Below are 26,222 nucleotides of genomic sequence, written 5' to 3'. Positions count from 1 at the left end.
CTGGTTTTTTGTTATCTGTAATAGGGCTGATAGGCTGTTAAAAATCAAGATTAGCCGCTTTTAGCGCATTTTCTTCAATAAATAAGCGACGTGGTTCAACTTCATCTCCCATTAAGGTAGTAAACAGCTGATCAGCTTCGATTGCATCTTTTATGGTCACTTGTAACATGCGACGGCTGGTTGGATCCATTGTTGTTTCCCATAACTGTTCTGGGTTCATTTCACCAAGCCCTTTATAGCGTTGAATGGTTAAACCACGACGAGATTCACGAATTAACCAATCTACTGCCTCTTCAAATGAGTTAACTGGCTGTTTGCGATCACCTCGTTGAATGAAAGCACCATCTTCCAGTAAACCTTTTAATTGCGCACCTAAATGACAAATATTACGGTATTCATTACTATGAATAAACACTTGATCTAATGCATAGTTATTATCAACACCATGTGTTCTTACTTTAATTATTGGCACATATAATTGTGTTTTATCGTTGTAGTCTGCTGAATAGCGATAACTGCTACCGTGTTGTTCTTTGCTGGCTAAATTATCAATAATGGTTTTAGCCCAATGTTGTGCTGATTGTTGATTCTGTAAAATACTTTCATCTAAAACATCATGATAAACCAATTCAGAAAGTAACGCTTTAGGGTAACGACGTTCCATTTTGGTAATGAGTTTTTCAACTTTTTGATATTCAGCAATCAGTTTTTCAAGCGCTTCACCAGCAAGTGCTGGTGCATGATCATTAACATGTAATGAGGCATCTTCTAATGCTAATGCAATTTGAAATTGTGTCATTGCATCATCATCTTTAATGTATTGTTCCTGTTTGCCTTTTTTAACTTTATAGAGTGGAGGTTGTGCGATATAAACATAACCACGTTCAATAATTTCTGGCATTTGACGATAGAAAAACGTGAGTAATAATGTGCGAATATGTGAACCATCGACATCGGCATCGGTCATGATGATAATGCTATGATATCGCATTTTATCTGGATTATACTCATCACGACCAATCCCACAACCTAATGCTGTAATTAATGTTGCGACTTCTTGAGAAGAGAGCATTTTATCAAAGCGAGCTTTTTCAACATTTAGAATTTTACCTTTTAATGGTAAAATTGCTTGGTTTTTACGGTTTCGTCCTTGTTTGGCTGAACCGCCCGCAGAGTCCCCTTCCACTAAATAAAGTTCAGATAAAGCAGGATCTTTTTCTTGGCAGTCAGCAAGTTTGCCAGGTAAACCGCCTAAATCCAATGCGCCTTTGCGTCGAGTCATTTCACGTGCTTTACGTGCTGCTTCACGCGCTCTGGCTGCATCGATAATTTTACCGACAACAATTTTCGCATCAGAAGGATTTTCAAGTAGGTATTCGGTTAACTTTTCACCCATAACCGATTCCACTGCTGATTTAACTTCTGATGAAACCAATTTGTCCTTTGTTTGTGATGAGAATTTAGGGTCGGGAACCTTGACAGATACGACAGCAATAAGCCCTTCACGTGCATCGTCACCGGTGGCACTAATTTTTGCTTTTTTACTGTATCCTTCGCTTTCCATGTAATTGTTTAGTGTACGAGTCATAGCACCACGAAAACCGGCTAAATGGGTACCACCATCACGTTGAGGAATATTATTAGTAAAACAGTAGATATTTTCTTGGTAACCATCGTTCCATTGCAATGCAACTTCAACACCAATATTATCTTTTTCGGTACTAAAGTAGAATATTTTAGGATGAATTGGATTCTTATTCTTATTCAAATATTCTACAAATGCTTTAATACCACCTTCATAATGGTAATGCTCACTTTTACCTGTACGTTCATCAATGAGTTTAATAGAAACACCAGAGTTTAAAAATGATAGTTCGCGTAGCCTTTTTGCTAAATGTTCATAGACAAATTCAATATTGGTGAACGTTTTTGGACTTGGCCAAAAACGAACATAAGTCCCTGATTCAGTGGTTTCACCAATAACTTTAAGCGGTTCTTCTGGCACACCTAAATGATAGGTTTGCTTGTGTATTTTTCCTTCACGATAAATGACAAGTTCTAATTTATCAGATAAAGCATTAACTACCGAAACACCAACACCGTGTAAACCACCCGATACTTTATAGGAATTATCATCGAATTTACCACCAGCATGCAAAACAGTCATGATGACTTCAGCTGCTGAGATACCTTCTTCTTTATGTATACCCGTTGGAATACCGCGTCCATCATCACGAACGGATACAGAGTTATCAGGATGAATGATTACTTCGATATGGTTACAGTAACCTGCTAATGCTTCGTCAATGGCATTATCAACGACTTCAAAAACCATATGATGAAGGCCTGTTCCATCATCGGTATCTCCAATATACATACCAGGACGTTTGCGGACTGCATCAAGCCCTTTAAGCACTTTAATACTAGATGAATCATAAGAGTTAGACATGGATTTTTTGACCTATTTAATTTCTTTTATCGTTTCGTACAATTATGAAATTATACCAGATTTTATGTTAAAAATCTTATCATTTTCATCGATCATCTGGGTTATTTGGTCTTGGTTAACGGCTGTAATAAACACTTGTGAATTTGCAAGTTTTAAACGTTTTGCTAATAGATTTCGTTTATTGTTATCAAGTTCAGAAGCAAAATCATCAATTAAATAAATACATGATTGCCCTGTTTGTTTTGAATAATACTCACCTTGTGATAAACGTAAAGCACACATGAGTAGTTTTAACTGACCACGTGATAAAAGATCTTCAACGGGAATGTTGTCAACTCGAAATTTGATATCCGCTTTATGTGGACCTAGCGAGGTATAATTAAGTAATTTATCTCGTTCAAATTGCTTGTAAAGTATTTCTGCATAATCACTGCTGTGTTCCCAACCTTGATAGTACAGGCAATTTAATTGATATTCAGGTAGAAAATCTACACAGGTTTTTATAATTTTTGGAAAAATATGTTGAGTATAATCCGCTCTAATCTGGCTTATTTTTTCAGCAACCGGGACTAGCTGTTTATCCCAAGGTAATAGTTGGTTATAGTTATAAGATTGTTTTAATAACGCATTACGCTGTTTATATAATCGTTTTAAATTGTTCCAAAGATAGACAAATTCAGGGTAATGGTGAAAGCAGCCCCAATCGATAAAAGCTCGTCGATATTTAGGACCACCAGTGAGTAAATCAAAACCCTCTGGCGTAATGAGTTCAATAGGTAATAGTTTTGCTAAATCAGTGAGCCGAAAACCTTCATCACCATCAATTTTTATTTTGTTTTCATTATTGCGTGTTTTTGATAAGCCAATTGTGCGTGTTTGTTGATTGGCAGATTCAATTTGGCTAAATAAAATTAATTCAGGTTGTTCATGTTGTATAATTCGATTGGATTGAATATGTCTAAATGCCCGGCCATGCCCAAGCATGTATATTGCTTCAAGTAGGCTAGTTTTTCCACTACCATTATCACCAATGATGTAGTTAAAATGCCGAGATAACGATAACTCGGCATGATCAATATTACGAAAATGATGAATTTTGATTTGTGAAATTGTCATATAGTATAAAATAAGGCTTCCGACTGGGATCAGAAGCTAAGAGAAGTTATGATTATAAGCGCATTGGCATGACAACATATGTGGCAGATTGATCATTGATATCTTCAATTTGAACACTGGATGTTGCATCAGTTAATAAAAGTTGTACGCTATCACATCTTAGAGTATTTAATATATCTAATAAATAGGTGACATTGAAGCCGATTTCGAGCTCTGATGATTGATATTTAACATCAATTAATTCTTCTGCTTCTTCTTGTTCTGGGTTATTGGCCGTAATTTTTATCTGATCATTATGTACGTATAATCTTATTCCACGAAATTTTTCGTTGGATAAAATTGCCACGCGAGATAATGCATTTCTTAATTCATCACAGGATACTTCAAGTGGTTTATCTGGGTTTCTAGGTAATACGCGTTTATAGTCGGGAAATCTACCATCGATGAGTTTTGAAGTGAAGGTAAAATCGCCAAGATTAACGCGTAAATTATTATTACCAATTTGCATATTAATCAGTTCTTCATTATCGGCAACTAATTTTGCAAGTTCTATCACCCCTTTTCTTGGCATAATGACTGAGCAAGGGCTAGCAATATTTTGACCAATTGGTTGAGCACAAACGGCTAAACGATGCCCATCAGTTGCAACTGTCTTTAATAGACCGTCTTCAATTTCAAATAACATACCATTTAAGTAATATCTTACATCTTGATTAGCCATTGAAAATTGAACAGCATCAATAAGTCGTTTTATTGTTTTTTGCGGAACTGCAAGATCAACATCGCTTTGCCAATTTTCTAAATTAGGAAAATCACTAGCAGGTAAGGTCGCTAAGGAAAATTTACTTCGACCCGATTGAATTATTAATCGATTATCGTCAACGGTTATCGAAATTTGCGCATTATTGGGTAAATTTCGACAGATATCGAGGAATTTTCTTGCTGGAACTGTTGTTGCACCCGGTTCATTTGCTTCAGTTAAAGGTAAATGCGCAATCATTTCGATTTCAAGATCGGTGCCTGTCATTGATAAAGTATTATCGTTCACTTGTAATAATAAATTACCTAAAATCGGTAACGTTGGACGGCTACTTAAAGGTGCGCTGACAAGTTGCAGTGGTTTGATAAGTTTTTCGCGATCAATAATAAATTTCATAATGTTGATTCTTTTTTAAGTTGATAATGTTCGAATTAAATTGGAATAATCCTCTTTAATATCATTGTTTTCTTCTTTTAATTCTGCAATTTTTCGACATGCATGTAAAACTGTAGTGTGATCTCTGCCACCAAATCCATCACCAATTTCAGGTAAACTTTTATTGGTTAATTCTTTAGCTAATGCCATCGCAACTTGACGAGGTCTTGCTACAGAGCGAGAGCGGCGTTTAGATAATAGGTCTGATACTTTAATTTTATAATATTCCGCCACAGTTTTTTGAATATTTTCAATAGTCACAAGTTTTTCTTGCAATGCGAGTAAATCTTTTAACGCATCTTTAACAAAATCAATCGTTATCGCTTTACCTGTAAAATTAGCATTGGCAATGACTCGGTTTAATGCACCTTCTAGTTCTCGTACATTAGAACGTAAGCGTTTAGCAATAAAAAATGCTACTTCTTCAAGTAACTTTATATGATTTTCTTCTGCTTTTTTCATTAGTATTGCAACGCGAGTTTCAAGCTCTGGTGGTTCTATTGCTATTGTTAGCCCCCAACCAAAACGTGATTTTAAACGATCTTCAACACCATTTATTTCTTTCGGATAGCGATCAGATGTCAAGATAATTTGTTGATTACCTTCTAATAATGAGTTAAAAGTATGAAAAAATTCTTCTTGTGAACGCTCTTTATTGGCAAAAAATTGGATATCATCAATTAATAACGCATCGACTGATCGATAGTAATTTTTAAATTCTTCAATAGCATTATTTTGTAATGCTTTGACCATATCTTGCACAAATCGTTCCGAATGCATATAAACAACTTTTGCATTATTTTGTTCTTCAATTATTTGGTTACCAACTGCATGCAATAAATGTGTTTTACCTAAACCCGTTGATCCATATAAAAATAATGGGTTATAGGCTTTACCTGGGTTTTCTGCCACTTGTTTTGCCGCCGCGACAGCAAGTTGGTTAGATTTACCTTCTACAAAACTATCAAAAGTATGTTTTTGATTGATTCCTGAATGATAATTATAATTACTATTATTTTCTTTAGTTGTTTTCCATGCCGGAGCCAGATCAGCTTTCGGTTGTTCCTTTTTGACTTTTTTATCAATTGATAAAGTAGAGCCAACTTCAAGATATAACTTCAAAGAATCATTATTAAAATGTTTATTTAATAGTTGTGATATGGTTGTGAGATATTTATTTCGAACCCAATCGAGCACAAATCTATTTGGGGCATAGATGTAAAGTTTATTATCAACCATTTCCGCTTGCAATGGCCGAATCCATAAATTAAATTCAGTTGTCGGAAGTTCTTCTTGTAATTGAGAAAGACAATCTTGCCAAATAGCGGTAGGCACAATAACCCCTTTAATTATAATTACTAACAAAACAGAACTGATTATAATCTTTTTTGTGGGTAATTTATAGATCGAAGGTGATATATTATTTAGTTACTAACCAAATCTTATAAATAAAAAACCCGGCATCAGCCGGGTTCTAGTGATTAGGTCAATCAAAATTAATTGGTTGAGTCGATCACTTTCACTTCTTTAACGTTACGTGCTTTAACTTCAATTTCAACACGACGATCTGGTGCTAAACATGCTTTTAAGTCAGCGCCGCGAAGTGCATTACATTTAGTACCTGTAACTGGTTGAGATTTACCCATACCACGAGCACTAATTAAATCAGCTGGAACACCTTTTTCTACTAGGTATTTCATTACTGAATGTGCACGTTGTTCAGATAGTTTTTGGTTGTAGCTGTCTGAACCAATACGGTCTGTATGGCCAATTACAACGATTGCACTTTGAGTTGGGTTAATTTTAACAAGAGATGTTAATAGGTTATCAAGTGCTTGACGTCCTTCTGGTTTTAAATCAGCTTTTGCATAAGCAAATAGAACATCTTCGTTTAACACATAACGGTTTTCTTGAGTTTTAACTTCAACTTCTGGAGCAGCAACTGCTGGAGAACCTAAACGGTAAGTAATACCTAAAGTTAACAAGCCTGAATCAGGTGATGCATCACTTTTAGTATGAATATGTTGAGTGTATTGGTATTCTAAACGAGTAGAGAAGTCTTCGTCGAAGCGATAATCAAGACCTAATGCATAAACTGGTGATACATCAGTTTTAGTGCCGCCATGACCATAAACGTCTTTATACACACCACCATTTTTCCATTTAGCGATAGTTACCATACCACCAGCACGGCCATAAACATCTAAATCATCAGAGATGAATGATAATGGATAGCTTAATTTACCAGTTAAAGATACACCTTGTGCAGATACTTTACTGTGACCTAAATCATAGCTTTTACCTAGAAAACCAAATGATCTTTTATATTTAGCTGAACCTAGCCAGTCGTAACCTAATTCAAATGCTAAGTAAGGGTTAGCTTGGAAGCCAACGAATGCACCGCCAGCAACGTTGCTACGATCAGCCGTACTGATGCCAACAAAATCAGCACCTTTAACTTTATTTGCATCTAAGCTATAAAGTTCTCCCCAACCTAATTTAGCACCTGTATAAAAAGTGTTGTCTTCGTATGCTGCATTAGCTGCAGTAGCTGTTAAGCTTGCAACTGCGATTGCTAGAGCTAGAGTTGTTTTTTTCATTTTCTTGCCTCAACTTATATGTTGTTATAGACGTTGTTTAGTTTGTTTTTATTTAAGTTTATTTGAAATAAACTAATAATAATTTATCTTCAAGTAAATTATGCTATACATAATCTTTTGTGATTATAGCATACTTTATATGCAAAGCTAGAGTTTATAATACAACACTAAAAAAATATTTAAATAATATTATCAAATAATTTTGTTAATCACGAGTGTAAACTCATTAATGGTATTAGCTAAAACGTTTGACATAATAATAAAATCAGCTTCGAGACGCTTATCAAATTCATCTGAGCCAATATCTTCATTTTCATCTAAAATGATAGAATCAAACTTAATTCTTTTTAACGTCAAATCACTGTATACAATGAAATTCACACCTCTATCATCAATAATTTTCATTTTTGTGATCCATTTTCCTGAATCAAAATGAATTAGCATTTCATCACTAGTGATATCTTGATTTTTACAACTAATAATGCCATTTCCTTCAAGCGGATCTTTCAATTCAGCTTGATCGCCTAATATAAAAGGTGGAAAGCTAAGTTTTTCTTTAGCCCAAGTTGTTAATATTTGTTCTAGCGGTTTATCAATTGATAACGGTGTTAAGGCAAGTGCGCCTAACTCTTTACGTAAAATAGCTAAAATATCTTCGGCTTGTTTAAAATTGCTACTATCGACAATGATACGTTTATTGTCGGTATCAATCCAAAGCCAATAGTGATTATATTTACTAAAGGCTCGAGGCATGAGATCAATCATGACTTCATCTTTTAATGTCGCTTTCTCATTTTTAGTTAATTTTCTACTTAATGTTTGCTCTTGTTTATCTATCTTTTCTAATAATGCTTGTTTGATAACTGGCGCAGGTAATATTTTTGTCTCTTTTTTTATACGTAGTAAATATTGGCCATTGATATCAATAATTAAATTATCTTGGTTATCATCACGATAAGGTGATACCCAACCTATTTTAGTGGTATCAAGGTTACCACATGGTGTGAACAGTTGGGATTTGACTGCTTTTTCAATAGTGTCTTTATTTAGTAAGGTGTCATTATTAAGTTGGTAAATAATGGCATTTTTAAACCAAAGCATGTTATTACACTTCCTAAGTTTTATTTAGGATAACTATTTTACCATAATTGTCGTAAATAAAGCGTACGATAATAATACGATTGACCTATTGTTTTATCATCAGCTTTAATTCTAAAATAGACCAAAACACTTAGAATTTATAAGATAATCCCATATAAACAGAAGTAATTGTACTGCTGTCTACCATTGGACTATCGGCAGCATCACCGGTTAATTTATCAACGTGAACACCACCGAAAGTAGCAATATTATCCGTTAATGAATATTGGGCGCCGATTTCAGCATAAGGGGTTACTGAACTATCAGCATTAAAATAACGTAATCCAGAACGTGATGATTCTCTGTGAGATACGCCATAGTAATAATCGTTATGTTTGCTGTTTGCCCAATTGATACCAATGGTCGGTACTATAACTAAATTACCCTCTAGGTAAGGTAAGCTATAATCAGCATTAGCTAAGATGCTGTTACTTTCATTAAGAACATCTGTCCCAACACTACTAGAAAAACTGCCGAAGTCAGTATCAATTGAATATTCGATTTCTGCAAGTAGAGTAGAATGGCGAGTATCTAATTGTTTTAAGCGGTGATTATCAGAATCATGAGGTTTGAATTCATTAGCTAAATAGCGAGCACCAATTGAAAGACTTTGTCCATTGGCCTGATATGCATAAACACCTGCAGATAAATCATCGATAAAAAATACACCGTTATCATAATCAATATGTGGAACTGGATAAAGTTTCGAGCTGTAACTCTTATAAGGTGACGTTGCCCAACCTGCTCCAATTCCAATAGAAGTTGGATCAGCAGAAGCAATAGGTATGTATGCTAAAGTCATTAATGTAAATATATAAGCAGCGCAGCGCGATTTTTTCATTTTCTTTATACCCATTAAATTTGTAATGCCATTATCTGGTCGAATATTTTTGTTTTAATTGAATTAAAATGAATGGTCACAAAATCTATACATTAATTGTACATTGTAACAAACAAATTTCTTGAATAATAATGCCACATTTTATCATATTTGAATATGGATTAGTGAGATAAATTATGAGTAAACCAACTTTAGAAATGATTAACAGTCGCCCTGATGATGCCACTCTATTAGCCGACGAAGCCAAATATTGCTCTTTTGGTGATACCGTTCATTATGTTGAACCGCCAAAAATTTTCGATGGCTGTGAAGGTAGCTACATGTACGACAAAGAAGGTAAAGCCTTTCTTGATTTACAAATGTGGTATTCAGCATGTAACTTTGGTTATGCAAATGAACGATTAAACAATGTTCTAAAAAAACAGATTGATACCTTACCACAGTGTGCAAGCCAATATTTGCATCCAACCAAGATCGAATTAGCAAAAACCATTGCTCAAGGTATGGAGCAGCGATTTGGTTATCAAGGTCGAGTGCATTTCAATGTTGGTGGTTCACAATGTATTGAAGATTCGCTAAAAGTTGTTCGTAATGCAACAGGTGGTAAGTCACTGATGTTTGCTTTCCAAGGTGGATATCATGGACGTACACTGGGTGCCTCTTCAATTACGTCAAGCTACCGTTACCGTCGTCGTTATGGACATTTTGGTGATCGTGCTATGTTTGTTCCATTCCCATATCCGTTCCGTCGTCCAAAAGGCATGACTGCTGAAGAGTATGGTGAACATTTAGTTGCTGAATTTGCGCGTTTATTTGAAACAGAATATCACGGTGTATGGGATCCAAAAGTAGGTCAGGCTGAATATGCTGCATTTTATGCTGAGCCACTACAAGCAACGGGTGGTTATATTGTTCCGCCACGTAATTACTTTAAAGGTTTGAAAAAAGTTCTCGATCAATATGGTATTTTATTAGTTGTAGATGAAATCCAAATGGGCTTTTACCGTACTGGTAAATTATGGTCAATTGAACATTTTGATGTTAAACCTGATGTGGTGGTATTTGCTAAAGCATTAACTAATGGTTTAAATCCATTAGGTGGTTTGTGGGCTCGTGAAGAGTTAATTAATCCTGAAGTGTTCCCTGTTGGATCGACGCATTCAACTTTTGCATCAAATCCACTAGGTACAGCCGTTGGTCTTGAAGTGTTAAAAATGACGTCTGAAACTGATTACGAAAAAATGGTAATGGATAGCGGTGCATATTTCCTTGAAGGCTTAAAAACACTAGAGAAAAAACACAAAGAGATCGGTGAAGTAGATGGTTTAGGTCTAGCACTTCGTGCTGAAATTTGTACTGATGATGGTTTTACAGCCAATAAAGCTTTGGTTGATAAAATGGTAGACATTGGTATGTCAGGCGATCTTGATTGGAAAGGTACGAAAATGGGCTTAGTGCTTGATATCGGTGGTTATTACAAAAACGTAATTACATTTGCCCCTTCGCTACACATTACCCGTCAAGAGATTGATCAAGGTATTGAATTACTGGATCAGTTAATTACTCGAGCTAAAAAAGAGCTTTAATCCATTATTTCTAAATTTTCCCGCTAATGGCTATTAGCGGGATCTCTTATTCAATTCAAACAGTTAACATTTATATCGTTATGAAATATATTAATCAGTTAGAACCTAATGAATTAATAGACAATTTTTTAAATTATCCTCCACATAATTTTTCTGCTTGGCTAAGTGATGGTGGTGTGCCTGTTTTTTCAGCAAAGTTCGATTTATTGACAACAGCTGATGATAATTTCAAAAATAAAATTGAAAAATTACCACTATCCAAAAAATGGCGGCACTGGTTACAACCTAAAACATGTTTTGTTGGGACAACTGTCTCTGAATATGGCATGCTCAATGATAAAGTTGATGCAAAAAAATTAGCGGGTAACCTGAAAGCAAGTTATAGCAAAGAATATCCTTTTGTTATTGTTAAAGATTTACCTTTATCTTCCCCCTTATTGAGTGATAAAGATAATCAATATTCTGCCGAATTTATATCGGCGTTAAAAAATCAAGGTTTTATTGAAGTTGAAGGGCAAGCATTAGCTTGGTTACCTATAGATTTTGATAGCTTAGATGAAGTTTTTTCACGTTTTTCATATAGTCGTCGAAAAAATTTTAGGCGGAAATTAAAATCTCGCCAAAAGCTAGAGATTAATGTTTTAAATAGTGGCGATGACTGTTTTTTTAATGATGCTGTTTTAGATAAATATTATCAACTTTATCTTAATGTTTATCAGCAAAGCGACGTACATTTTGATTTGTTAACTAAACCATTTTTCGTGCAATTATTACAGAACAAATCTGCTCAAACACGTATTTTTACTTATTATCATGACAATGAACTTATTGGTTACAATATCTGCTACGTGGTCAATAACATGTTAATTGATAAATATATCGGTATGGTTTACCCCCAAGCTCAAAATCTCAATCTCTATTTTGTCAGTTGGTTTGTTAATCTTGAATATGCAGTTGAAAACGGCTTTAGTCACTATATTGCCGGTTGGACCGATCCCGAAGTTAAAGCATCACTGGGTGCCAAATTTACGTTAACAAAGCATTTAGTTTATATCCGCAATCCTTTATTAAGAGTGGTAATACGTAAATTGATTGGTCACTTTGAAAGTGACAAGGAGAAAGTAGCATGAAATGCCCTATAATTCTCGACTTTGATCAAAGTGTCGGTGAAATTAGTGATGCTAAAAAAATAGATTTAACCGCTTGGCAAGAGACTCTGCGTTTTGGATGCTCTCGAACTAAATTTCAACAATTTAGCGCAAAACTTCAACAATTTTTACCTGAGCATTATGGTACAGTTTTGATGGGAAGCGGGGATTATCATCATATCTCACTATTATTGATTGCGCGTTTAGCGAAATATTACTCAGCAGAAAATCCCATTGAAGTAATAATTTTTGATAATCATCCCGATAATATGCGTTACTTATTTGGTATTCATTGTGGTTCATGGGTCAGTTATGTCGCAAGCTTACCGTTTGTGAAACAGGTACACGTATTGGGTATTACCTCACATGATATTGGCATTAGCCATTTTTGGGAAAATAGATGGAAACCACTTTTTCATAAAAAACTCACTTATTGGAGCCTAGGTGTTAATGTGTCATGGGCAAAAAAAATAGGTTTAGGTCATGCATTTCGGTATTTTTCTACTCCAGATGATCTTATTGCGAGTTTTTTATCTGAACAGTATCATAATGCAGAACGCGTTTATTTATCGATTGATAAAGATGTATTAAGTGAAGAGGTTATTCATACCAATTGGGATCAAGGTCAGTTACAGACTTACCACCTATTGGATGTTATTTCATCGATTAAACAGCGTGTTATTGGTAGTGATATCACCGGCGAATTGTCAATATGGCAACCATCGAACTGGTTTAAGCGCTTTTTAAGTTCATTAGATAAACAACCCATCATACCGGCTGATAAGTTACAAACTTGGCAAAGCGAACAACATCAGCTTAATTTGACCTTGTTAAAAGCATTAGTTATATAACTGAAAAATCGAATAGAAAGTGTAGTTGTTTTAATAAAAAACTACCTACACTTTATTGAATAATTTAGGTTTAATTTAATGATTGTTTTGTTGAGTTAATTTGTTTTCAGCTATCGCTAAAAACACAATTCCTGACACAATTAATATTGTTCCAATCAATTTAAATAAGGTTATTGGCTCGTTAAATAACCAAATTGATGCGATCATAACTGTCACCACTTCAAAATGAGAAGCGGCAAAAGCGGGTCCAACTGGTGCTTTTTTTAGTAAGGTCATCCAAGTAAAAAACGTGAAAATATAACCAGCAATTGATATATAGATCCATGGATTAGTAAATACGCGAACCAGCCAATCAATACTCATCGCTAAAGGTTCAGCGTGAATTGCTGCTAATTTAAAACTGCATTGTGCAATCGTATCAAAGATGAGTAATACTGTGAAGCCAATTAAATAAAATCGTGCCATATTAAGACAATCCCACAAAAATAACGCCAGCTGTGATTAAAAGCATACCAACTATACGATGAAAGGTGAGAAGTTCCTTAAAAACAATACGACCAACCAACATGATGGTAATAATATTAAATGAGGCAAGTAAAACACCCTGTGACAGTGGAACTAATGTTAAAAATGCTAACCAAAGTAGAAATTCAGCAATATAGGATATAATACCAATCCAAATCCAATGATTTTTTGATAAATCGATCCAATAGTACCAACCGTCACGATTATTTGTTGAAGTTGCAGCGAATTTAAAGGCTATTTGCCCTAAAGTATCAAAACAGATATTGCTAACCCAAAGTATGATGACTAATGGTGACATTAAGTGTTTGTTCCTTCTACTATACCGTTAAAAAAAGAAACACATTCTTTAATCACTTCGCGGCGTTGAGAATCAATGGTGATTAAATGATAACTCTCATTTAATACGATTAATTTTTTAGGTCCCGATACATGCTTTTCAACTAATTTGGCATTGGTTTCAATATTTGCGATATCATCATTACCCGAATGCATAATTAAACAAGGTGAGGTAACATTCGGCAAAATTTGTCGTACATTTTTTGCTAATAGTTGCATTTCTGCCAGCGCCGGAAAAGGGTTACCAGCAAGGCCGGCAGACGCTGCATCGCCACTAAGCATACTTTCTGAAACGACAGCACGAATTCGTTCATCTTTAAGCCCGTAAGGCGGCTTTTCAATAAAAGAAACTTTTTGAAAAATACCTAATTTTTTAAAATAGACGAGTAAGAAAAAGAATTTTTTTGCCCAAAAAGGCATACTCCAACCATCATAATAAAAAGTGGGCGCAAGCACACCCACTCCCTTAATTTGTTCAGGTCTGTCAGCTGCTAACTTTAACGCTAGCAGGGCGCCCATTGATAATCCCGCCACAAAAATATTATCTACATGGTTGGCTAGATAATCTGCGCCATCTTGTACGCTTTTATACCAATCTTGCCATGTGGTTTTACAAAGATCGGCTTCAGTCCCACAATGGCCAGCTAATTGTATTGCATAAACGGTGAATCCAGCTTTATGTAGGCCATTTGCTAAAATTCTCATCTCATTTGGTGTACCTGTTAATCCATGAATTAAAAGCACCCCATTTTTATTACCTGGTAAAAAGTAAGATAAATCTTGAATTGTACTCATTATTATTTCCTATTATTTTACCATCACAGTTGGAATAAGTGCTTGCTGTGACTGTTTTAATGCTTGAGTAACATCAGAAAAATATTTAATAGCACTATGTTCAATATTATTTTTTTGGCAATAATGAATCAATTTATCTTTGGCAAAAACAAAATCCACATTATGAGAAACACAATAATCAGACGTTCCATCACCAACATAAAGAATTTGTGGAAAATATTGCTGTTTTTTAACGTGATTACATTTACAATTTCCACTTTGTTTAATGCAATTTTGATTAGCATAAGGAAATTCAAGACGCCAGCTACGTTCATTATCGTGTAATAATCTATTAGCAAAAATAGGTAAATTTTCTATGCCATGACGTTTTAACACAAATTCAATTGCGTAATCTAATCCGTCGCTGACAACGTGAACCGGTATGTTGTTTTGATCAGTGTAATCAATGAATGCCTTAAAGGTTGGGTCAATTTCAATTTGTGATAAAACTTCATTAAGTTCTGCTAAACTGGCATCCATCAAAGCAATTTGCTTACTCATGCACTCTTGAGAACCAATTTTACCATTCACCCATAACTCTTCAAGTTCGTCACATCCGTCTTTACCGAAATGATTCAGTAAAGTATCTGTTACATCTTTAACACTAATGGTACCATCAAAATCACACAACACGATTGGCGTATGATGTTGTGAATAAGATGGATGAAATAGATGACTTGTAATTGATGAAAAATTATTCATTTTTGAAATTAAATAGCCTATTTATCGATATTGTCGCAAATTTTCTCATAGAGTGATTTCAAACTTTGTAGGCTCTTTGTATATATTTTGTAACGAGAATAAAATTGCCTGTATAATAAGGCCTTACTACTTACTGTTACCATACTGAGAATAAGAATGAGTGAACGTATACTAATTATTGAAGATGACCAGCGACTTGCTAATTTAATACAAGTTTATTTGATTCGACAAGGTTATCTTGTTCAATGGCATAATAGTGGTAATGGTGCAGAAGAAAAAATTCAACAATTTAATCCCGATTTAGTCATTTTAGATGTCATGTTACCGGAAAAATCTGGCTTTGATATCTGCCGTGATATACGTACTTGGTTCAATAATTACATTCTTATTATGACAGCAAGTGAAGATAATATTGATGAAATTGTCGGTTTAGAACTGGGTGCCGATGACTATTTGGCTAAACCTGTTGAACCAAGATTATTACTTGCACGTATTCGAGCGCTACTTCGGCGAAAACAAATTGAATTAGACAAAGATAGCAGTAAAGAAACAGCCGCTCCGCTCAATAACAAAACATTAGTTTTTGATAATCTTACTATTGATGGTGAAAATCGTAAGGTGCTATTACAAGATCAAGAAATTGATTTAACCACCGCTGAATTTGATTTGCTTTGGTTACTCGCTGTTAACGCCGGTAATATATTGACTCGTGATGATATTTTTTCTCAAGTTCGAGGAATTGATTTTGATGGTAGTGATCGTTCAATTGACGCTCGGATTTCTCGACTACGTCGAAAATTACTTGATGATCCCGATAATCCATCACGCATTAAAACAGTAAGAGGCAAAGGTTATTTATTTATGCGAGAAGGGGATAATCATTGAGCCAATTATTAGCAAAACCCCTTTTTTTTAATCGCCGCATCGTATTTTATCTGGTCATTTTGCTTTCATTGCAATGTATCATTGCTTATGGTGCATTACTCGTATTTGATTCTTTACCTTCATCATTAACCGATATGCCAGATGATCATATTGTGTTTCGTGAGTCACAACGAGGCACAGTCAACCTGATACGCATGCGCATTAATGAAAATAAACATCGCCCTCTTCAAGAAGTGGTCAATGAATTACAACCCTATTTTGGTTATCCAATAACCATTTTACCTGCTAATACACCACTGCCTGAAACTGTACACAACGAGTTAAAAAAATTAGGTTTTTCATACGATGGTGATGAAGAGGTTGTCTATATCGATTTAAACGATGGCAAGTTGCTACAACTCGGGCCCATGGTTATGCGCGATATTTTAAAATCTAACACTATGTCACTTAGTGTTTTTTTAATTATATGGGCATTATTTAGCGCTATTATCTTTTTTATTTTGATCTATTTTGCTTTCAGTGCGGTCTGGAAAGATTTAGTTAATATTAGGCAGACAGCTGAGCAGTTAGGACAGGGTAATCTTAAGGCGCGAACGGAAAATGTCAAAGGTTGGTTATTTCAGCCATTGGCTAATGTCCTTAATAACATGGGGACACATATTGAACATTTAGTTGGGACCAATCAAACTATTTCACATGCCATGGCGCATGAACTTCGAACCCCACTGGCACGAATGCGATTTGAACTTAGCATGCTTGAAGAGTCAACCGACGAACAAGAACGGTTATTGCTACAAAAAGGTATGAATGATGACATTAACGAACTTGAAACGTTAATTAATGCTAGTTTAAGTTACTTTAAAATGCAGCAGAGTAATATTGAGCTAAATTTAACAGCAGTATCACTCAAACAGTGGAGCGAAAAAGTTTGCCAATCACTCTCATTATTCAAACCCAAAGACTTTGAGTTAGTGTGTAATAGCCAAGATGCTCAAGCCGTGATAGATATCAATTTAGCCGAAACCATTGTTAAAAATTTACTGCTAAATGCTTTTAAATATGCAGCACATAAAGCGGTATTAAATATCACCAAACAAGAAAATGGCGTTGTGTTTGAAATCGATGATGATGGTCCAGGTATTCCATTTGATGCTCGAGAAAAAATTTTTATGCCTTTTGCGCGGTTAGATACTAGTCGAACTCGTTCAACGGGCGGCTATGGTCTTGGTTTAGCTTATGTAAAACTAATGGCTGAATTTCATGATGGCAAAGCATTTGTGGTGACAAGTCCATTGGGTGGCGCACGATTTGTTGTTTCATTAAAATCCAATGATTGTTAATTATTTTTTTATAATCAATGTTTTTTTATTAAAAAAAATCATAATTGTGATATGTGAGTAATTTATTTTTTTGACGTTATCATAAGATGATACTTACTTTATGCAACGGTAAGGTGAGTAACATGGCAAGCGATTCAAAAAACGCCACTCCAAATGCTTATTGGATCAAATTAGTTATCATTTTCTTTTTGGGCTGGATTGTTATTTATGCTGGGCGATCAGTTTTAAGCCCGCTTATTGGTGAATTACAAACTCAGTTTGGCTTAAATAAGGCTGAAACTGGCGGTATAATGAGCCTGTTTTTTCTTGCTTATACCGTATTTCAAATACCTTCAGGTATATTTGGCGATAAAATAGGTCGCAAGCGTGTGCTTGTGACAGGATTCATATTATATGCCATTTTTATTGCATCAATATATTTTGCTCCTTCTTTCATAATCTTTTTGATTCTTTGGATATTAGCTGGTGCGGCACAAGGCTGTTATTATGGACCACAATATGCGTTATCATCAGAAGCTATTCCTAAAAAATGGATAACGTTAGGCAGTGCTATTATTGGCAGTGGAATGTCATTTGGTATTGCCATGGGATATTATCTATCAAGTGTGATGATTTCAGTATTCCATAGTTCTTGGCAACTACCGTTTGTGGTTGTTGCTATTCCAATAATAATCGTTACTTTACTGATGGCTGTGTGTATTAAAGAAAAAGTGGCCAAACCGACAGCAACACAGGTTTCACAGTCTATAAAATTTTCGGAATTGTTCAAGAACCGCAATTTGGTTTTAGCTTATATTACAATCTTTTGTTCAATATATGGTTTTTTTGTCATTATCACCTGGTTACCAAACTATCTTGAAGCAGAAAGAGGAATGGATAAATTACAAGCTTCACAAATTGCATCAATTGTACCTTGGATCTCAATTATTGGTACTTTGTTGTGTAGCTATATATCGGATAAACTTGGTCGACGTAAACCGGTAGTGTTATGCATGATGCCATTATCATTAATTGCTATTTTTTCGATTGTGTATAGTGAATCATATGCTGTATTAATTGCAGTACTTATATTATATGGTTTTATTGGTAAAATAAGCTTGAATCCAGTATTAATCGCTTTAGTTGCCGATAATGCGCCTAAAGCTTCGCTTAGTACGGCTTTTGGGTTATACAACTTTTTTGGTATGAGCGCATCAATTTGTGCTCCTTATTTTACTGGATTGATAGCGGATAAAACAGGTAGTTTAAATAGTGGTTTTTATTTAGCCGCAGCGTTAACTTTAGTGGGTATAACCGCTATGCTTTTTGTCAATGAAAAGAAAAATAAAAATTAACATTATCTTATTACTAAAACTAAAATTTTAAACTCACTAGTTTACTCAAATATAAATAATACCCAATTTTAATAGTTGTTTTAATTATATTTGAGTAATGTCACTTTTTAGGTTGTCGTCACATGCAATTTTTAGGAAAACCATCGATTTTATAAAAAACATTATTTTGTCACAGTAAATACACGTTTTTCCATTTCAGAAAAACAAAAAATTTGTTATATTCTTTGGCCAAAATGATAAAAAGTGACAGAACAAATTTCTAAATTCGTCATTGAAATATTTAATCAGAGGTTTTTTTATGAGCGGTTCCTTACCGACAGAGACAGAAAATCGTCCAACTAACTTTATTCGTCAAATTATTGATGCAGATTTAGCAGCAGGTAAATATAAAACCACGCATACGCGTTTTCCACCTGAACCAAATGGGTATTTGCATATTGGTCATGCTAAATCAATTTGTTTAAATTTTGGTATTGCTCAAGATTATCAGGGTAAATGTAATTTACGATTTGATGATACTAATCCAGTCAAAGAGGATGTTGAATACGTTGAATCGATTAAAGAAGATGTTCATTGGTTAGGTTTTGAGTGGGATGGTGAAATCTGTTACTCATCTGATTATTTCGACCGATTATATGAATATGCAATTGAGTTAATTAATAAAGGTCTTGCTTATGTTGATGAACTTTCAGCAGATGAAATTCGTGAATATCGTGGCACTTTAAAAGAGCCCGGCAAAAATAGTCCTTATCGTGATCGTAGTATCGATGAAAATTTAACGCTATTCCAACAAATGAAAGAAGGAAAATTTGCTGAAGGAAAAGCGTGTTTAAGAGCAAAAATTGATATGGCTTCCCCTTTCATTGTTATGCGAGATCCAGTGTTATATCGTATTAAATTTGCCGAACATCATCAAACCGGCAATAAATGGTGTATTTACCCAATGTACGATTTTACTCATTGTATTTCTGATGCAATTGAAAATATTACTCACTCATTATGCACACTTGAATTTCAAGACAATCGCCGTTTATATGACTGGGTATTAGATAACATCACAATTGACGCTCGCCCACATCAATATGAGTTTTCTCGATTAAATTTAGAGTATGCTATCACCTCAAAACGTAAATTAAATTTACTCGTGTCAGAACAAATTGTTGATGGTTGGAATGATCCACGTATGCCAACTATTTCAGGTTTACGTCGCCGTGGTTATACACCTGCTTCCATTCGTGAATTTTGTAACCGCATTGGTGTAACCAAACAAGAAAATACCGTTGAAATGAGCACGCTAGAATTTTGTATTCGTGAAGATCTTAACGAAAACGCACCACGAGCAATGGCTGTGCTTGACCCAGTGAAAGTTGTGATTGAAAACTTTTCAGAAACCTTAGATGAAGTGCTCAGCATGCCAAATCATCCAAATCGTCCGGAGATGGGCAATCGTGAAGCACCATTTACCCGCGAAATTTATATTGATCGCGCTGATTTTAAAGAAGAGGCGAACAAAAATTATAAGCGCTTAGTATTAGGAAAAGAAGTCCGTTTACGTAATGCTTATGTTATTCGTGCTGATCGCGTTGAAAAAGATGCAGAAGGTAATATACAAACTATCTATTGTAGTTATGATCCAACCACCCTTAATAAAAACCCAGAAGATGGGCGTAAAATTAAAGGTGTGATTCATTGGGTATCGGCTAAATTCGCAAAACCAGCCGAAATTCGTCTTTATGATCGTTTATTTAATACTCCAAATCCTGGGGCGGCTGAAGACTTTTTATCAACTATTAATCCAGAATCATTGATTATCAAAAAAGGATTTGTTGAACCAAGCCTGCAACATGCTGAAGTTGGCAAAGCTTACCAATTTGAACGTGAAGGCTACTTCTGTTTAGATAGTAAATATGCAACTGATGACAATTTAGTATTCAACCGAACGGTTGGATTAAGAGATAGCTGGAACGAAACTCAAGCTAAGTAATGATTATCGCCGACTTCAGTCGGCGTTTTATTTAACTTATTTTTAATTAAAATTAAAAAGTTATCACTTTTACGCAAAATATAACTAAGTAAATTTTAAAGCTAGTTTGAAACTATCTTTAGAATTATTATAAAAAACGCAGTCTTTAGCCAAAGAAGGGGCTGTACTAGATAAAATTAAAAAACATTATTTAGGTTGATTATTTTTAGATGATTCGAAAATATTCAAAATTTTTGCCATAATAACATCCAATCTATTCATGCCAATTATCAGGATTAATAATTTAAGCATCGAGCATTTAACGTTACGTTTATTCACACTATTGTCCATTTACTTCAATTTGCGATTTCTTAATACACCTTAAATTTTACTCACTACAATATAGTCAAATAAATTACGGTTTAGGATGAAAATCATCTATCTGATCTCGCCATTCATTGTAATCCCAAGTTACAATTTTAGTTTTCAGTATTTCCAAATAATCTAATGCCGCCTGTTTTCCGGTTGGGGTAAGCATTTGTTCTAAACGTTGTTGGATTTCTTTGTTATATTCCCAAACCGGTGGTAATTGCTCTGCATCCCACGCTAAATTGTTGCCTATCTCAGTGATTTTTTGTTTTGCATAATCACTTAACAGCGACCAGGCATAAGCTTTAACCGGATCTTGCTCTCGACCTAATCCATAGAAATAGGCTTCAGTCATGCGCAATATGCCAATCATTGAGCTATGCTCGGCCATTAGCTGTGCATAATCTATTGCCTGTTTTAAATCGTCTGATTTTAATGCTTTACGGTATTCGGTTAATTTAATTATTTGTTTATACTTTTCATCCTGATAATGGTCACCTTGTTGAAATAACATTCGAGCTATCAAATCTTCGTAGCAATGATAGCCACCGTCAATGGCATAATTTAAATACTCAATACTTTTTTCTAATTGCTCATCAGGACAGGGGCGCGCCATACCTTGTTCATCATACCAACAAAAACCCATTCCCCACCCCTTTTTATAGGCAAAATACGGATATTTTAAATCGGCAAACTTATCCCATAAATACCACTGTATTTGACTATTTTTAAACACCGCTGGTTCAACTAACGGTTTACCTGCACTATCCACTAACTGATCCCGATATTTGTGCATAAACTCAGCAAAGGACATAATGATACCGTCCTCTTTTCCTCTTTTATCATAAAAATCTTTACAACTAAGAACATCGTAATAATACGGCATGGCATTTTTATCCCATTGCCAGGCATGTTTAAGAAATTTTATCAATTGTTCAGGATTAACCACACCATAAAATACGCTATGGTCAAAGGCTGAGTTATACAGCTTTTTAGCTTCGTCTATACGTAATAATTCATTTTCGGGAATAGTTGAAGGGTAAATGGTAAAGTCCATAATTAAATTTTTGGATTCAACAAAATCAACATTGACTTGACTATCGGATGATTGATTAAAATATAATTGATAAAGGCTAATAACCATTATCATAATCATTACTAGCATGACTATTTTCAACTTTGAACGTTTCAATTTGCTATTCTTCACACGCTATCCAGATTAATCACTATTATTCAACCTTAAACTCACTACAATATAGTCAAATAAATTACGGTTTAGGATGAAAATCATCTATTTGATTGCGCCACAGATTATAATTCCAAGTTATAACTTTGGTTTTCAGTGTTTCCAAATAATCTAATGCTGCTTGTTTTCCGGTTGGGGTAAGCATTTGTTCTAAACGTTGTTGGATTTGCTTGTTATATTCCCAAACCGGTGGTAGTTGATGAGCATCCCATGCTAAATTATTGTCTATCTCGATAATTTTTTGTTTTGCATAATCACTTAACAGTGACCAGGCATAAGCTTTAACCAGATCTTGCTCTCGACCTAATCCATAGAAATAGGCTTCAGTCATGCGCAATATGCCAATCATTGAGCTATGCTCGGCCATTAACTGCGCATAATCTATGGCCAGTTTTAAATCATCTGATTTTAATGCCTTGCGGTATTCGGTTAGTTTAGTCAGTTGCTCATATTTCTGATCTTTATATTGACGCCCATGTTGAAATAACATACGGGCTATTAAATATTCGTAGCAATGATAGCCACCGTCAATGGCATAATTAAAATACTCAATACTTTTTTCTAATTGCTCATCAGGACAGGGGCGCGCCATACCTTGTTCATCATACCCACAAGTACCTATTATGTAACCATTTTTATATGCAAAATAGGGATATTTTAAATCGGCAAACTTATCCCATAAATACCACTGTATTTGACTATTTTTAAACACCGCTGGTTCAACTAACGGTTTACCAGCACTATCCACTAACTGATCCCGATATTTGCGCATAAATTCTGTAAAAGAGATCATCCCATCTTCTTTGTAACCATCATCAAAGTGTTTTTGCCAACTAAGAAGAGAGTAATAATATGGCATAGCATTTTTATCCCATTGCCAGGCATGTTTAAGAAATTTTATCAATTGGTCAGGATTAACCACACCATAAAATATGCTATCGTCAAAGGCTGATTCATACAGCTTTTTAGCTTCGTCTATACGTAATAATTCATTTTCGGGAATAGTTGACGGGTAAATGGTAAAGTCCATAATTAAATTTTTGGATTCAACAAAACCAACATTAACTTGGTTATCGGATGATTGATTAAAATATAATTGATAAAGGCTAATAACCATTATCATAATCATTACTAGCATGACTATTTTCAACTTTGAACGTTTCAATTTGCTATTCTTCACACGCTATCCAGATTAATCACTATTATTCAACCTTAAACTCACTACAATATAGTCAAATAAATTAAGGTTTAGGATGAAAATCATCTATTTGATCTCGCCATTCATTGTAATCCCAAGTTACAATTTTAGTTTTCAGTATTTCCAAATAATCTAATGCCGCCTGTTTTCCGGTTGGGGTAAGCATTTGTTCTAAACGTTGTTGGATTTGCTTGTTATATTCCCAAACTGGTGGTAATTGCTCTGCATCCCACGCCAAATTGTTGTCTATCTCGGTGATTTTTTGTTTTGCATAATTGCTTAACAGTGACCAGGCATAAGCTTTAACCGGATCTTGCTCTCGACCTAATCCATAGAAATAGGCTTCAGTCATGCGCAATATGCCAATCATTGAGCTATGCTCGGCCATTAACTGTGCATAATCTATGGCTAGTTTTAAATCATCTGATTTTAATGCTCTGCGGTATTCGGTTAGTTTAGTCAGTTGTTTATATTTCTGATCTTTATATTGACGCCCATGTTGAAATAACATACGGGCTATTAAATATTCGTAGCAATGATAGCCGCCTTCAATGGCATAATTAAAATACACAATACTTTTTTCTAATTGCTCATCAGGACAGGGGCGCGCCATACCTTGTTCATCATACCCACAAGTACCTATTACGTAACCATTTTGAAAGGCAAAATAGGGATATTTTAAATCGGCAAACTTATCCCATAAATACCACTGTATTTGACTATTTTTAAACACCGCTGGTTCAACTAACGGTTTACCAGCACTATCCACTAACTGATCTCGATATTTGTGCATAAACTCAGCAAAGGACATAATGATACCGTCCTCTTTTCCTCTTTTATCATAAAAATCTTTACAACTAAGAACATCGTAATAATACGGCATGGCATTTTTATCCCATTGCCAGGCATGTTTAAGAAATTTTATCAATTGGTCAGGATTAACCACACCATAAAATACGCTATGGTCAAAGGCTGAGTTATACAGCTTTTTAGCTTCGTCTATGCGTAATAATTCATTTTCGGGAATAGTTGAAGGGTAAATGGTAAAGTCCATAATTAAATTTTCCGGTTGATTAAGTTCATAGTTTCGTTTTTTTGAATTATCAGTATTTAAATATATAAGGCCAATACTGATAATAAGACCCAAAAAAGTGACAAAAATGATTAATTTTTTCCGTATTGATTTATTTTTTTTGGTAGTATAACTCATTAAATATATTCCAAATCATTTTGATTAAACACATCCACTTCAACAATACGCTCTTCTAAATCTCCTTTATTAAAAACCCTACAAGGTAGGATTTGATTTTTCGGTGCAAGTTTTTCTATTTCTTGATAGATTGGATATAACTTAGGTAAAGTTGAATTTTGTATTTTTGTATTATTCTCATACTTTTGTTTTATATCTAATGTTCTTTCTTTTGTATCATTTGTTAACAAGGCATAGCCCCATAAAACAGCAGGTTGTTCTAAGAAATCTTTAACATAATTATAAGCATAATGAGATCTGTATTTTGCTTTACTTATAATATCAGCTTCCCATTTGTCCTTTGGATGAAAAATATTTGCTCGCTTATTCAATGGTATGGCAACTTTATTATTATCTGTTAGTATGTCAAGAGCATTAAAACTTCCAAAGGTTACTTGCCCTAAACAACGTGTTTTTTGCTGCTTTGAAATGGTATTAGCTAAGCAAATTTGATTCTCTATGTATGTTATATTAAGAGTATCTTCAAAAGCTGCTCCCCGACAGGAGTGTAAAACAAAAATGCCTTCATTTGGATGCCATGGTAAACGTTCCATGTTGTCGGAACTGTCAAAGTATAACCTACTGTAGCTTCTAAAAGTTAGGGAAATTTCATCACCATGCCCAAAATAATGAACATGCCACAATGCATATTTACAAGCCGTTTCTGAGTTGGTTAATTCATTATATAGTTTTTTCCATTCCGCTTTAAATTGTAATGGATACTCAAAACCTTTTATGATTCTAACTTCAGCATCCGGGTATTTAAACTCTAATCGTTGTTTTTTAAATTCGGCAGCTCTTAAAAAGTTTGCTGCTCCTGTGCCCCCATAAGCAAATAATATAAAAAGAGGCGTTGGTACGTTTTTTAATATCACTTCCTCAGTGGCAACCTCGCCATTTTCAAGCTTACTTGTTTGAGCTGTAAAAATTTTACATTTTTGCGTGTTTTCATTTGGCATATTGATTAACTTACCTACTAATTAATTCCAGTGTAATTGTTTCATTTTCATTGGTAGAGTGGAATGGTTGTGTATACCCATTTTTATCGGTTTGCCCTTGTATCTTTCTACCATCAGGTAGCGTAGCAATGTAACGTTCATTGGCATAAATTTTTCCAGTTTCATCTTTACAGATAAATTTAACAGCATAATCACCAATAATATACGGTAGTGCTAATGGATTAGGTGCTATTGTTTTTGCCCCCATTTTTTGCAAAGCATTGCTTTTTAAATACACATTACCAGCTGTACCGAGCTCAATCCCCTCTTCACTGATTTTGATATAAGAGCCACCACAAATTAAGGTGATTTTTTGA

General features: G+C 34.6%; 22 protein-coding genes and 1 pseudogene. 7 read left to right on the top strand and 16 right to left on the bottom strand.

The features are described 5' to 3' along the window. Nucleotides 1-37 precede the first annotated feature (37 nt). The 7 genes from gyrB to J3U66_RS09115 all read right to left on the bottom strand — a co-directional run bounded on the left by gyrB (nt 38) and on the right by J3U66_RS09115 (nt 9,341). Nucleotides 38-2,449: a DNA topoisomerase (ATP-hydrolyzing) subunit B gene (gyrB, locus tag J3U66_RS09145; protein WP_267333880.1), complete on the bottom strand. Its 2,412-nt coding sequence runs from the start codon at nt 2,447-2,449 to the stop codon at nt 38-40. A 42-nt stretch (nt 2,450-2,491) separates the two neighbouring features. Next, the gene (gene recF / locus J3U66_RS09140; RefSeq protein WP_267344428.1) at nt 2,492-3,565 is read right to left on the bottom strand and encodes a DNA replication/repair protein RecF; all 1,074 of its coding nucleotides are present in this window, start codon (nt 3,563-3,565) and stop codon (nt 2,492-2,494) included. A gap of 52 nt (nt 3,566-3,617) precedes the next feature. After that, nucleotides 3,618-4,721, bottom strand: a complete 1,104-nt coding sequence (gene dnaN, locus J3U66_RS09135; RefSeq protein WP_267333878.1) for a DNA polymerase III subunit beta — start codon at nt 4,719-4,721, stop codon at nt 3,618-3,620. Between the two features lie 15 nt (nt 4,722-4,736). Further along, nucleotides 4,737-6,095 carry a chromosomal replication initiator protein DnaA gene (gene dnaA / locus J3U66_RS09130; RefSeq protein ID WP_267333877.1) on the bottom strand — a complete coding sequence of 453 codons (1,359 nt, stop codon included), beginning with the start codon at nt 6,093-6,095 and terminating at the stop codon, nt 4,737-4,739. 161 nt (nt 6,096-6,256) lie between these two features. Then, a complete protein-coding gene (ompA, locus tag J3U66_RS09125) occupies nt 6,257-7,360 on the bottom strand; it encodes a porin OmpA (protein WP_267333876.1) in 1,104 nt (367 codons plus the stop codon). A 192-nt stretch (nt 7,361-7,552) separates the two neighbouring features. Then, nucleotides 7,553-8,461: a recombination-associated protein RdgC gene (locus J3U66_RS09120; protein ID WP_267348781.1), complete on the bottom strand. Its 909-nt coding sequence runs from the start codon at nt 8,459-8,461 to the stop codon at nt 7,553-7,555. Nucleotides 8,462-8,591: 130 nt separating this feature from the next. Continuing rightward, complete coding sequence (locus tag J3U66_RS09115; protein WP_267333874.1) at nt 8,592-9,341, bottom strand: MipA/OmpV family protein; 750 nt, start codon at nt 9,339-9,341, stop codon at nt 8,592-8,594. A 176-nt stretch (nt 9,342-9,517) separates the two neighbouring features. Between J3U66_RS09115 and J3U66_RS09110 the strand changes: the two genes are divergently transcribed. The 3 genes from J3U66_RS09110 (at nt 9,518) to J3U66_RS09100 (ending at nt 12,926) form a co-directional block, all read left to right on the top strand. Next, on the top strand, nt 9,518-10,927 hold the full coding sequence (locus J3U66_RS09110) for an aspartate aminotransferase family protein (RefSeq protein WP_141671563.1): 1,410 nt from the start codon (nt 9,518-9,520) through the stop codon (nt 10,925-10,927). A gap of 80 nt (nt 10,928-11,007) precedes the next feature. Next, on the top strand, nt 11,008-12,057 hold the full coding sequence (locus tag J3U66_RS09105) for a GNAT family N-acetyltransferase (RefSeq protein ID WP_267348780.1): 1,050 nt from the start codon (nt 11,008-11,010) through the stop codon (nt 12,055-12,057). Continuing rightward, nucleotides 12,054-12,926: an arginase family protein gene (locus J3U66_RS09100; RefSeq protein WP_267348779.1), complete on the top strand. Its 873-nt coding sequence runs from the start codon at nt 12,054-12,056 to the stop codon at nt 12,924-12,926. The genes J3U66_RS09105 and J3U66_RS09100 overlap by 4 nt, the downstream gene beginning before the upstream one ends. A 75-nt stretch (nt 12,927-13,001) precedes the next feature. On the opposite strand, the gene J3U66_RS09095 is transcribed toward J3U66_RS09100, so the two are convergent. Genes J3U66_RS09095 through J3U66_RS09080 form a run of 4 tightly spaced genes read right to left on the bottom strand, consistent with a single transcriptional unit; the run spans nt 13,002 to nt 15,323 of the window. Then, entirely contained in the window at nt 13,002-13,391 is a 390-nt protein-coding gene (locus J3U66_RS09095) for a DMT family transporter (protein WP_065634527.1), read from the bottom strand. Nucleotide 13,392: 1 nt separating this feature from the next. After that, entirely contained in the window at nt 13,393-13,749 is a 357-nt protein-coding gene (locus J3U66_RS09090) for an EamA family transporter (RefSeq protein ID WP_267333870.1), read from the bottom strand. Beyond that, nucleotides 13,749-14,582, bottom strand: coding sequence for an alpha/beta hydrolase (locus tag J3U66_RS09085; RefSeq protein ID WP_065634529.1), 834 nt, complete (start codon nt 14,580-14,582; stop codon nt 13,749-13,751). The genes J3U66_RS09090 and J3U66_RS09085 overlap by 1 nt, the downstream gene beginning before the upstream one ends. A 12-nt stretch (nt 14,583-14,594) precedes the next feature. Then, nucleotides 14,595-15,323, bottom strand: coding sequence for an MtnX-like HAD-IB family phosphatase (locus tag J3U66_RS09080; RefSeq protein WP_267333869.1), 729 nt, complete (start codon nt 15,321-15,323; stop codon nt 14,595-14,597). Nucleotides 15,324-15,479: 156 nt separating this feature from the next. Between J3U66_RS09080 and J3U66_RS09075 the strand changes: the two genes are divergently transcribed. The 4 genes from J3U66_RS09075 (at nt 15,480) to glnS (ending at nt 20,866) form a co-directional block, all read left to right on the top strand. Beyond that, nucleotides 15,480-16,208, top strand: a complete 729-nt coding sequence (locus tag J3U66_RS09075; RefSeq protein ID WP_267333868.1) for a winged helix-turn-helix domain-containing protein — start codon at nt 15,480-15,482, stop codon at nt 16,206-16,208. Beyond that, nucleotides 16,205-17,548: an ATP-binding protein gene (locus tag J3U66_RS09070; RefSeq protein ID WP_267348778.1), complete on the top strand. Its 1,344-nt coding sequence runs from the start codon at nt 16,205-16,207 to the stop codon at nt 17,546-17,548. The genes J3U66_RS09075 and J3U66_RS09070 overlap by 4 nt, the downstream gene beginning before the upstream one ends. Before the next feature lie 122 nt (nt 17,549-17,670). Continuing rightward, entirely contained in the window at nt 17,671-18,882 is a 1,212-nt protein-coding gene (locus J3U66_RS09065; protein ID WP_267348777.1) for an MFS transporter, read from the top strand. Nucleotides 18,883-19,180: 298 nt separating this feature from the next. Further along, on the top strand, nt 19,181-20,866 hold the full coding sequence (glnS, locus tag J3U66_RS09060) for a glutamine--tRNA ligase (RefSeq protein ID WP_065634533.1): 1,686 nt from the start codon (nt 19,181-19,183) through the stop codon (nt 20,864-20,866). Nucleotides 20,867-21,260: 394 nt separating this feature from the next. Here the strand turns inward: glnS and J3U66_RS09055 are convergent, their stop codons facing one another. The 5 genes and pseudogenes from J3U66_RS09055 to J3U66_RS09035 form a co-directional block, all read right to left on the bottom strand. Further along, nucleotides 21,261-22,364 (bottom strand): hypothetical protein, encoded by a 1,104-nt coding sequence (locus J3U66_RS09055; RefSeq protein WP_267348776.1) that lies wholly within the window; start codon nt 22,362-22,364, stop codon nt 21,261-21,263. Between the two features lie 118 nt (nt 22,365-22,482). Beyond that, nucleotides 22,483-23,583 carry a hypothetical protein gene (locus J3U66_RS09050; RefSeq protein WP_267348775.1) on the bottom strand — a complete coding sequence of 367 codons (1,101 nt, stop codon included), beginning with the start codon at nt 23,581-23,583 and terminating at the stop codon, nt 22,483-22,485. A 118-nt stretch (nt 23,584-23,701) separates the two neighbouring features. Beyond that, nucleotides 23,702-24,868 (bottom strand): hypothetical protein, encoded by a 1,167-nt coding sequence (locus tag J3U66_RS09045; RefSeq protein ID WP_267348774.1) that lies wholly within the window; start codon nt 24,866-24,868, stop codon nt 23,702-23,704. After that, complete coding sequence (locus tag J3U66_RS09040) at nt 24,868-25,866, bottom strand: hypothetical protein (RefSeq protein WP_267344438.1); 999 nt, start codon at nt 25,864-25,866, stop codon at nt 24,868-24,870. Before J3U66_RS09040 ends, J3U66_RS09045 begins: the two co-directional genes overlap by 1 nt. Before the next feature lie 10 nt (nt 25,867-25,876). Continuing rightward, nucleotides 25,877-26,222 (bottom strand): annotated as a pseudogene (locus J3U66_RS09035) (hypothetical protein); the annotation flags it as partial.

Origin of the sequence: Gilliamella sp. B2969, assembly GCF_026536195.1 — a bacterium.
GTDB lineage: Bacteria > Pseudomonadota > Gammaproteobacteria > Enterobacterales > Orbaceae > Gilliamella.
Note: the sequence above shows the minus strand (reverse complement) of the source record. Positions and strands in the feature narration are given on the sequence as shown.

Excerpts from the sequence above, each read along its gene's own strand:
- gyrB (WP_267333880.1), bottom strand. The coding sequence starts at position 2,449 with ATGTCTAACTCTTATGATTCATCTAGTATTAAAGTGCTTAAAGGGCTT.
- recF (WP_267344428.1), bottom strand. The coding sequence starts at position 3,565 with ATGACAATTTCACAAATCAAAATTCATCATTTTCGTAATATTGATCAT.
- dnaN (WP_267333878.1), bottom strand. The coding sequence starts at position 4,721 with ATGAAATTTATTATTGATCGCGAAAAACTTATCAAACCACTGCAACTT.
- ompA (WP_267333876.1), bottom strand. The coding sequence starts at position 7,360 with ATGAAAAAAACAACTCTAGCTCTAGCAATCGCAGTTGCAAGCTTAACA.
- J3U66_RS09120 (WP_267348781.1), bottom strand. The coding sequence starts at position 8,461 with ATGCTTTGGTTTAAAAATGCCATTATTTACCAACTTAATAATGACACC.
- J3U66_RS09115 (WP_267333874.1), bottom strand. The coding sequence starts at position 9,341 with ATGAAAAAATCGCGCTGCGCTGCTTATATATTTACATTAATGACTTTA.
- J3U66_RS09110 (WP_141671563.1), top strand. The coding sequence starts at position 9,518 with ATGAGTAAACCAACTTTAGAAATGATTAACAGTCGCCCTGATGATGCC.
- J3U66_RS09105 (WP_267348780.1), top strand. The coding sequence starts at position 11,008 with ATGAAATATATTAATCAGTTAGAACCTAATGAATTAATAGACAATTTT.
- J3U66_RS09100 (WP_267348779.1), top strand. The coding sequence starts at position 12,054 with ATGAAATGCCCTATAATTCTCGACTTTGATCAAAGTGTCGGTGAAATT.
- J3U66_RS09095 (WP_065634527.1), bottom strand. The coding sequence starts at position 13,391 with ATGGCACGATTTTATTTAATTGGCTTCACAGTATTACTCATCTTTGAT.
- J3U66_RS09090 (WP_267333870.1), bottom strand. The coding sequence starts at position 13,749 with ATGTCACCATTAGTCATCATACTTTGGGTTAGCAATATCTGTTTTGAT.
- J3U66_RS09085 (WP_065634529.1), bottom strand. The coding sequence starts at position 14,582 with ATGAGTACAATTCAAGATTTATCTTACTTTTTACCAGGTAATAAAAAT.
- J3U66_RS09080 (WP_267333869.1), bottom strand. The coding sequence starts at position 15,323 with ATGAATAATTTTTCATCAATTACAAGTCATCTATTTCATCCATCTTAT.
- J3U66_RS09075 (WP_267333868.1), top strand. The coding sequence starts at position 15,480 with ATGAGTGAACGTATACTAATTATTGAAGATGACCAGCGACTTGCTAAT.
- J3U66_RS09065 (WP_267348777.1), top strand. The coding sequence starts at position 17,671 with ATGGCAAGCGATTCAAAAAACGCCACTCCAAATGCTTATTGGATCAAA.
- glnS (WP_065634533.1), top strand. The coding sequence starts at position 19,181 with ATGAGCGGTTCCTTACCGACAGAGACAGAAAATCGTCCAACTAACTTT.
- J3U66_RS09055 (WP_267348776.1), bottom strand. The coding sequence starts at position 22,364 with ATGATAATGGTTATTAGCCTTTATCAATTATATTTTAATCAATCATCC.
- J3U66_RS09050 (WP_267348775.1), bottom strand. The coding sequence starts at position 23,583 with ATGATAATGGTTATTAGCCTTTATCAATTATATTTTAATCAATCATCC.
- J3U66_RS09045 (WP_267348774.1), bottom strand. The coding sequence starts at position 24,868 with ATGAGTTATACTACCAAAAAAAATAAATCAATACGGAAAAAATTAATC.
- J3U66_RS09040 (WP_267344438.1), bottom strand. The coding sequence starts at position 25,866 with ATGCCAAATGAAAACACGCAAAAATGTAAAATTTTTACAGCTCAAACA.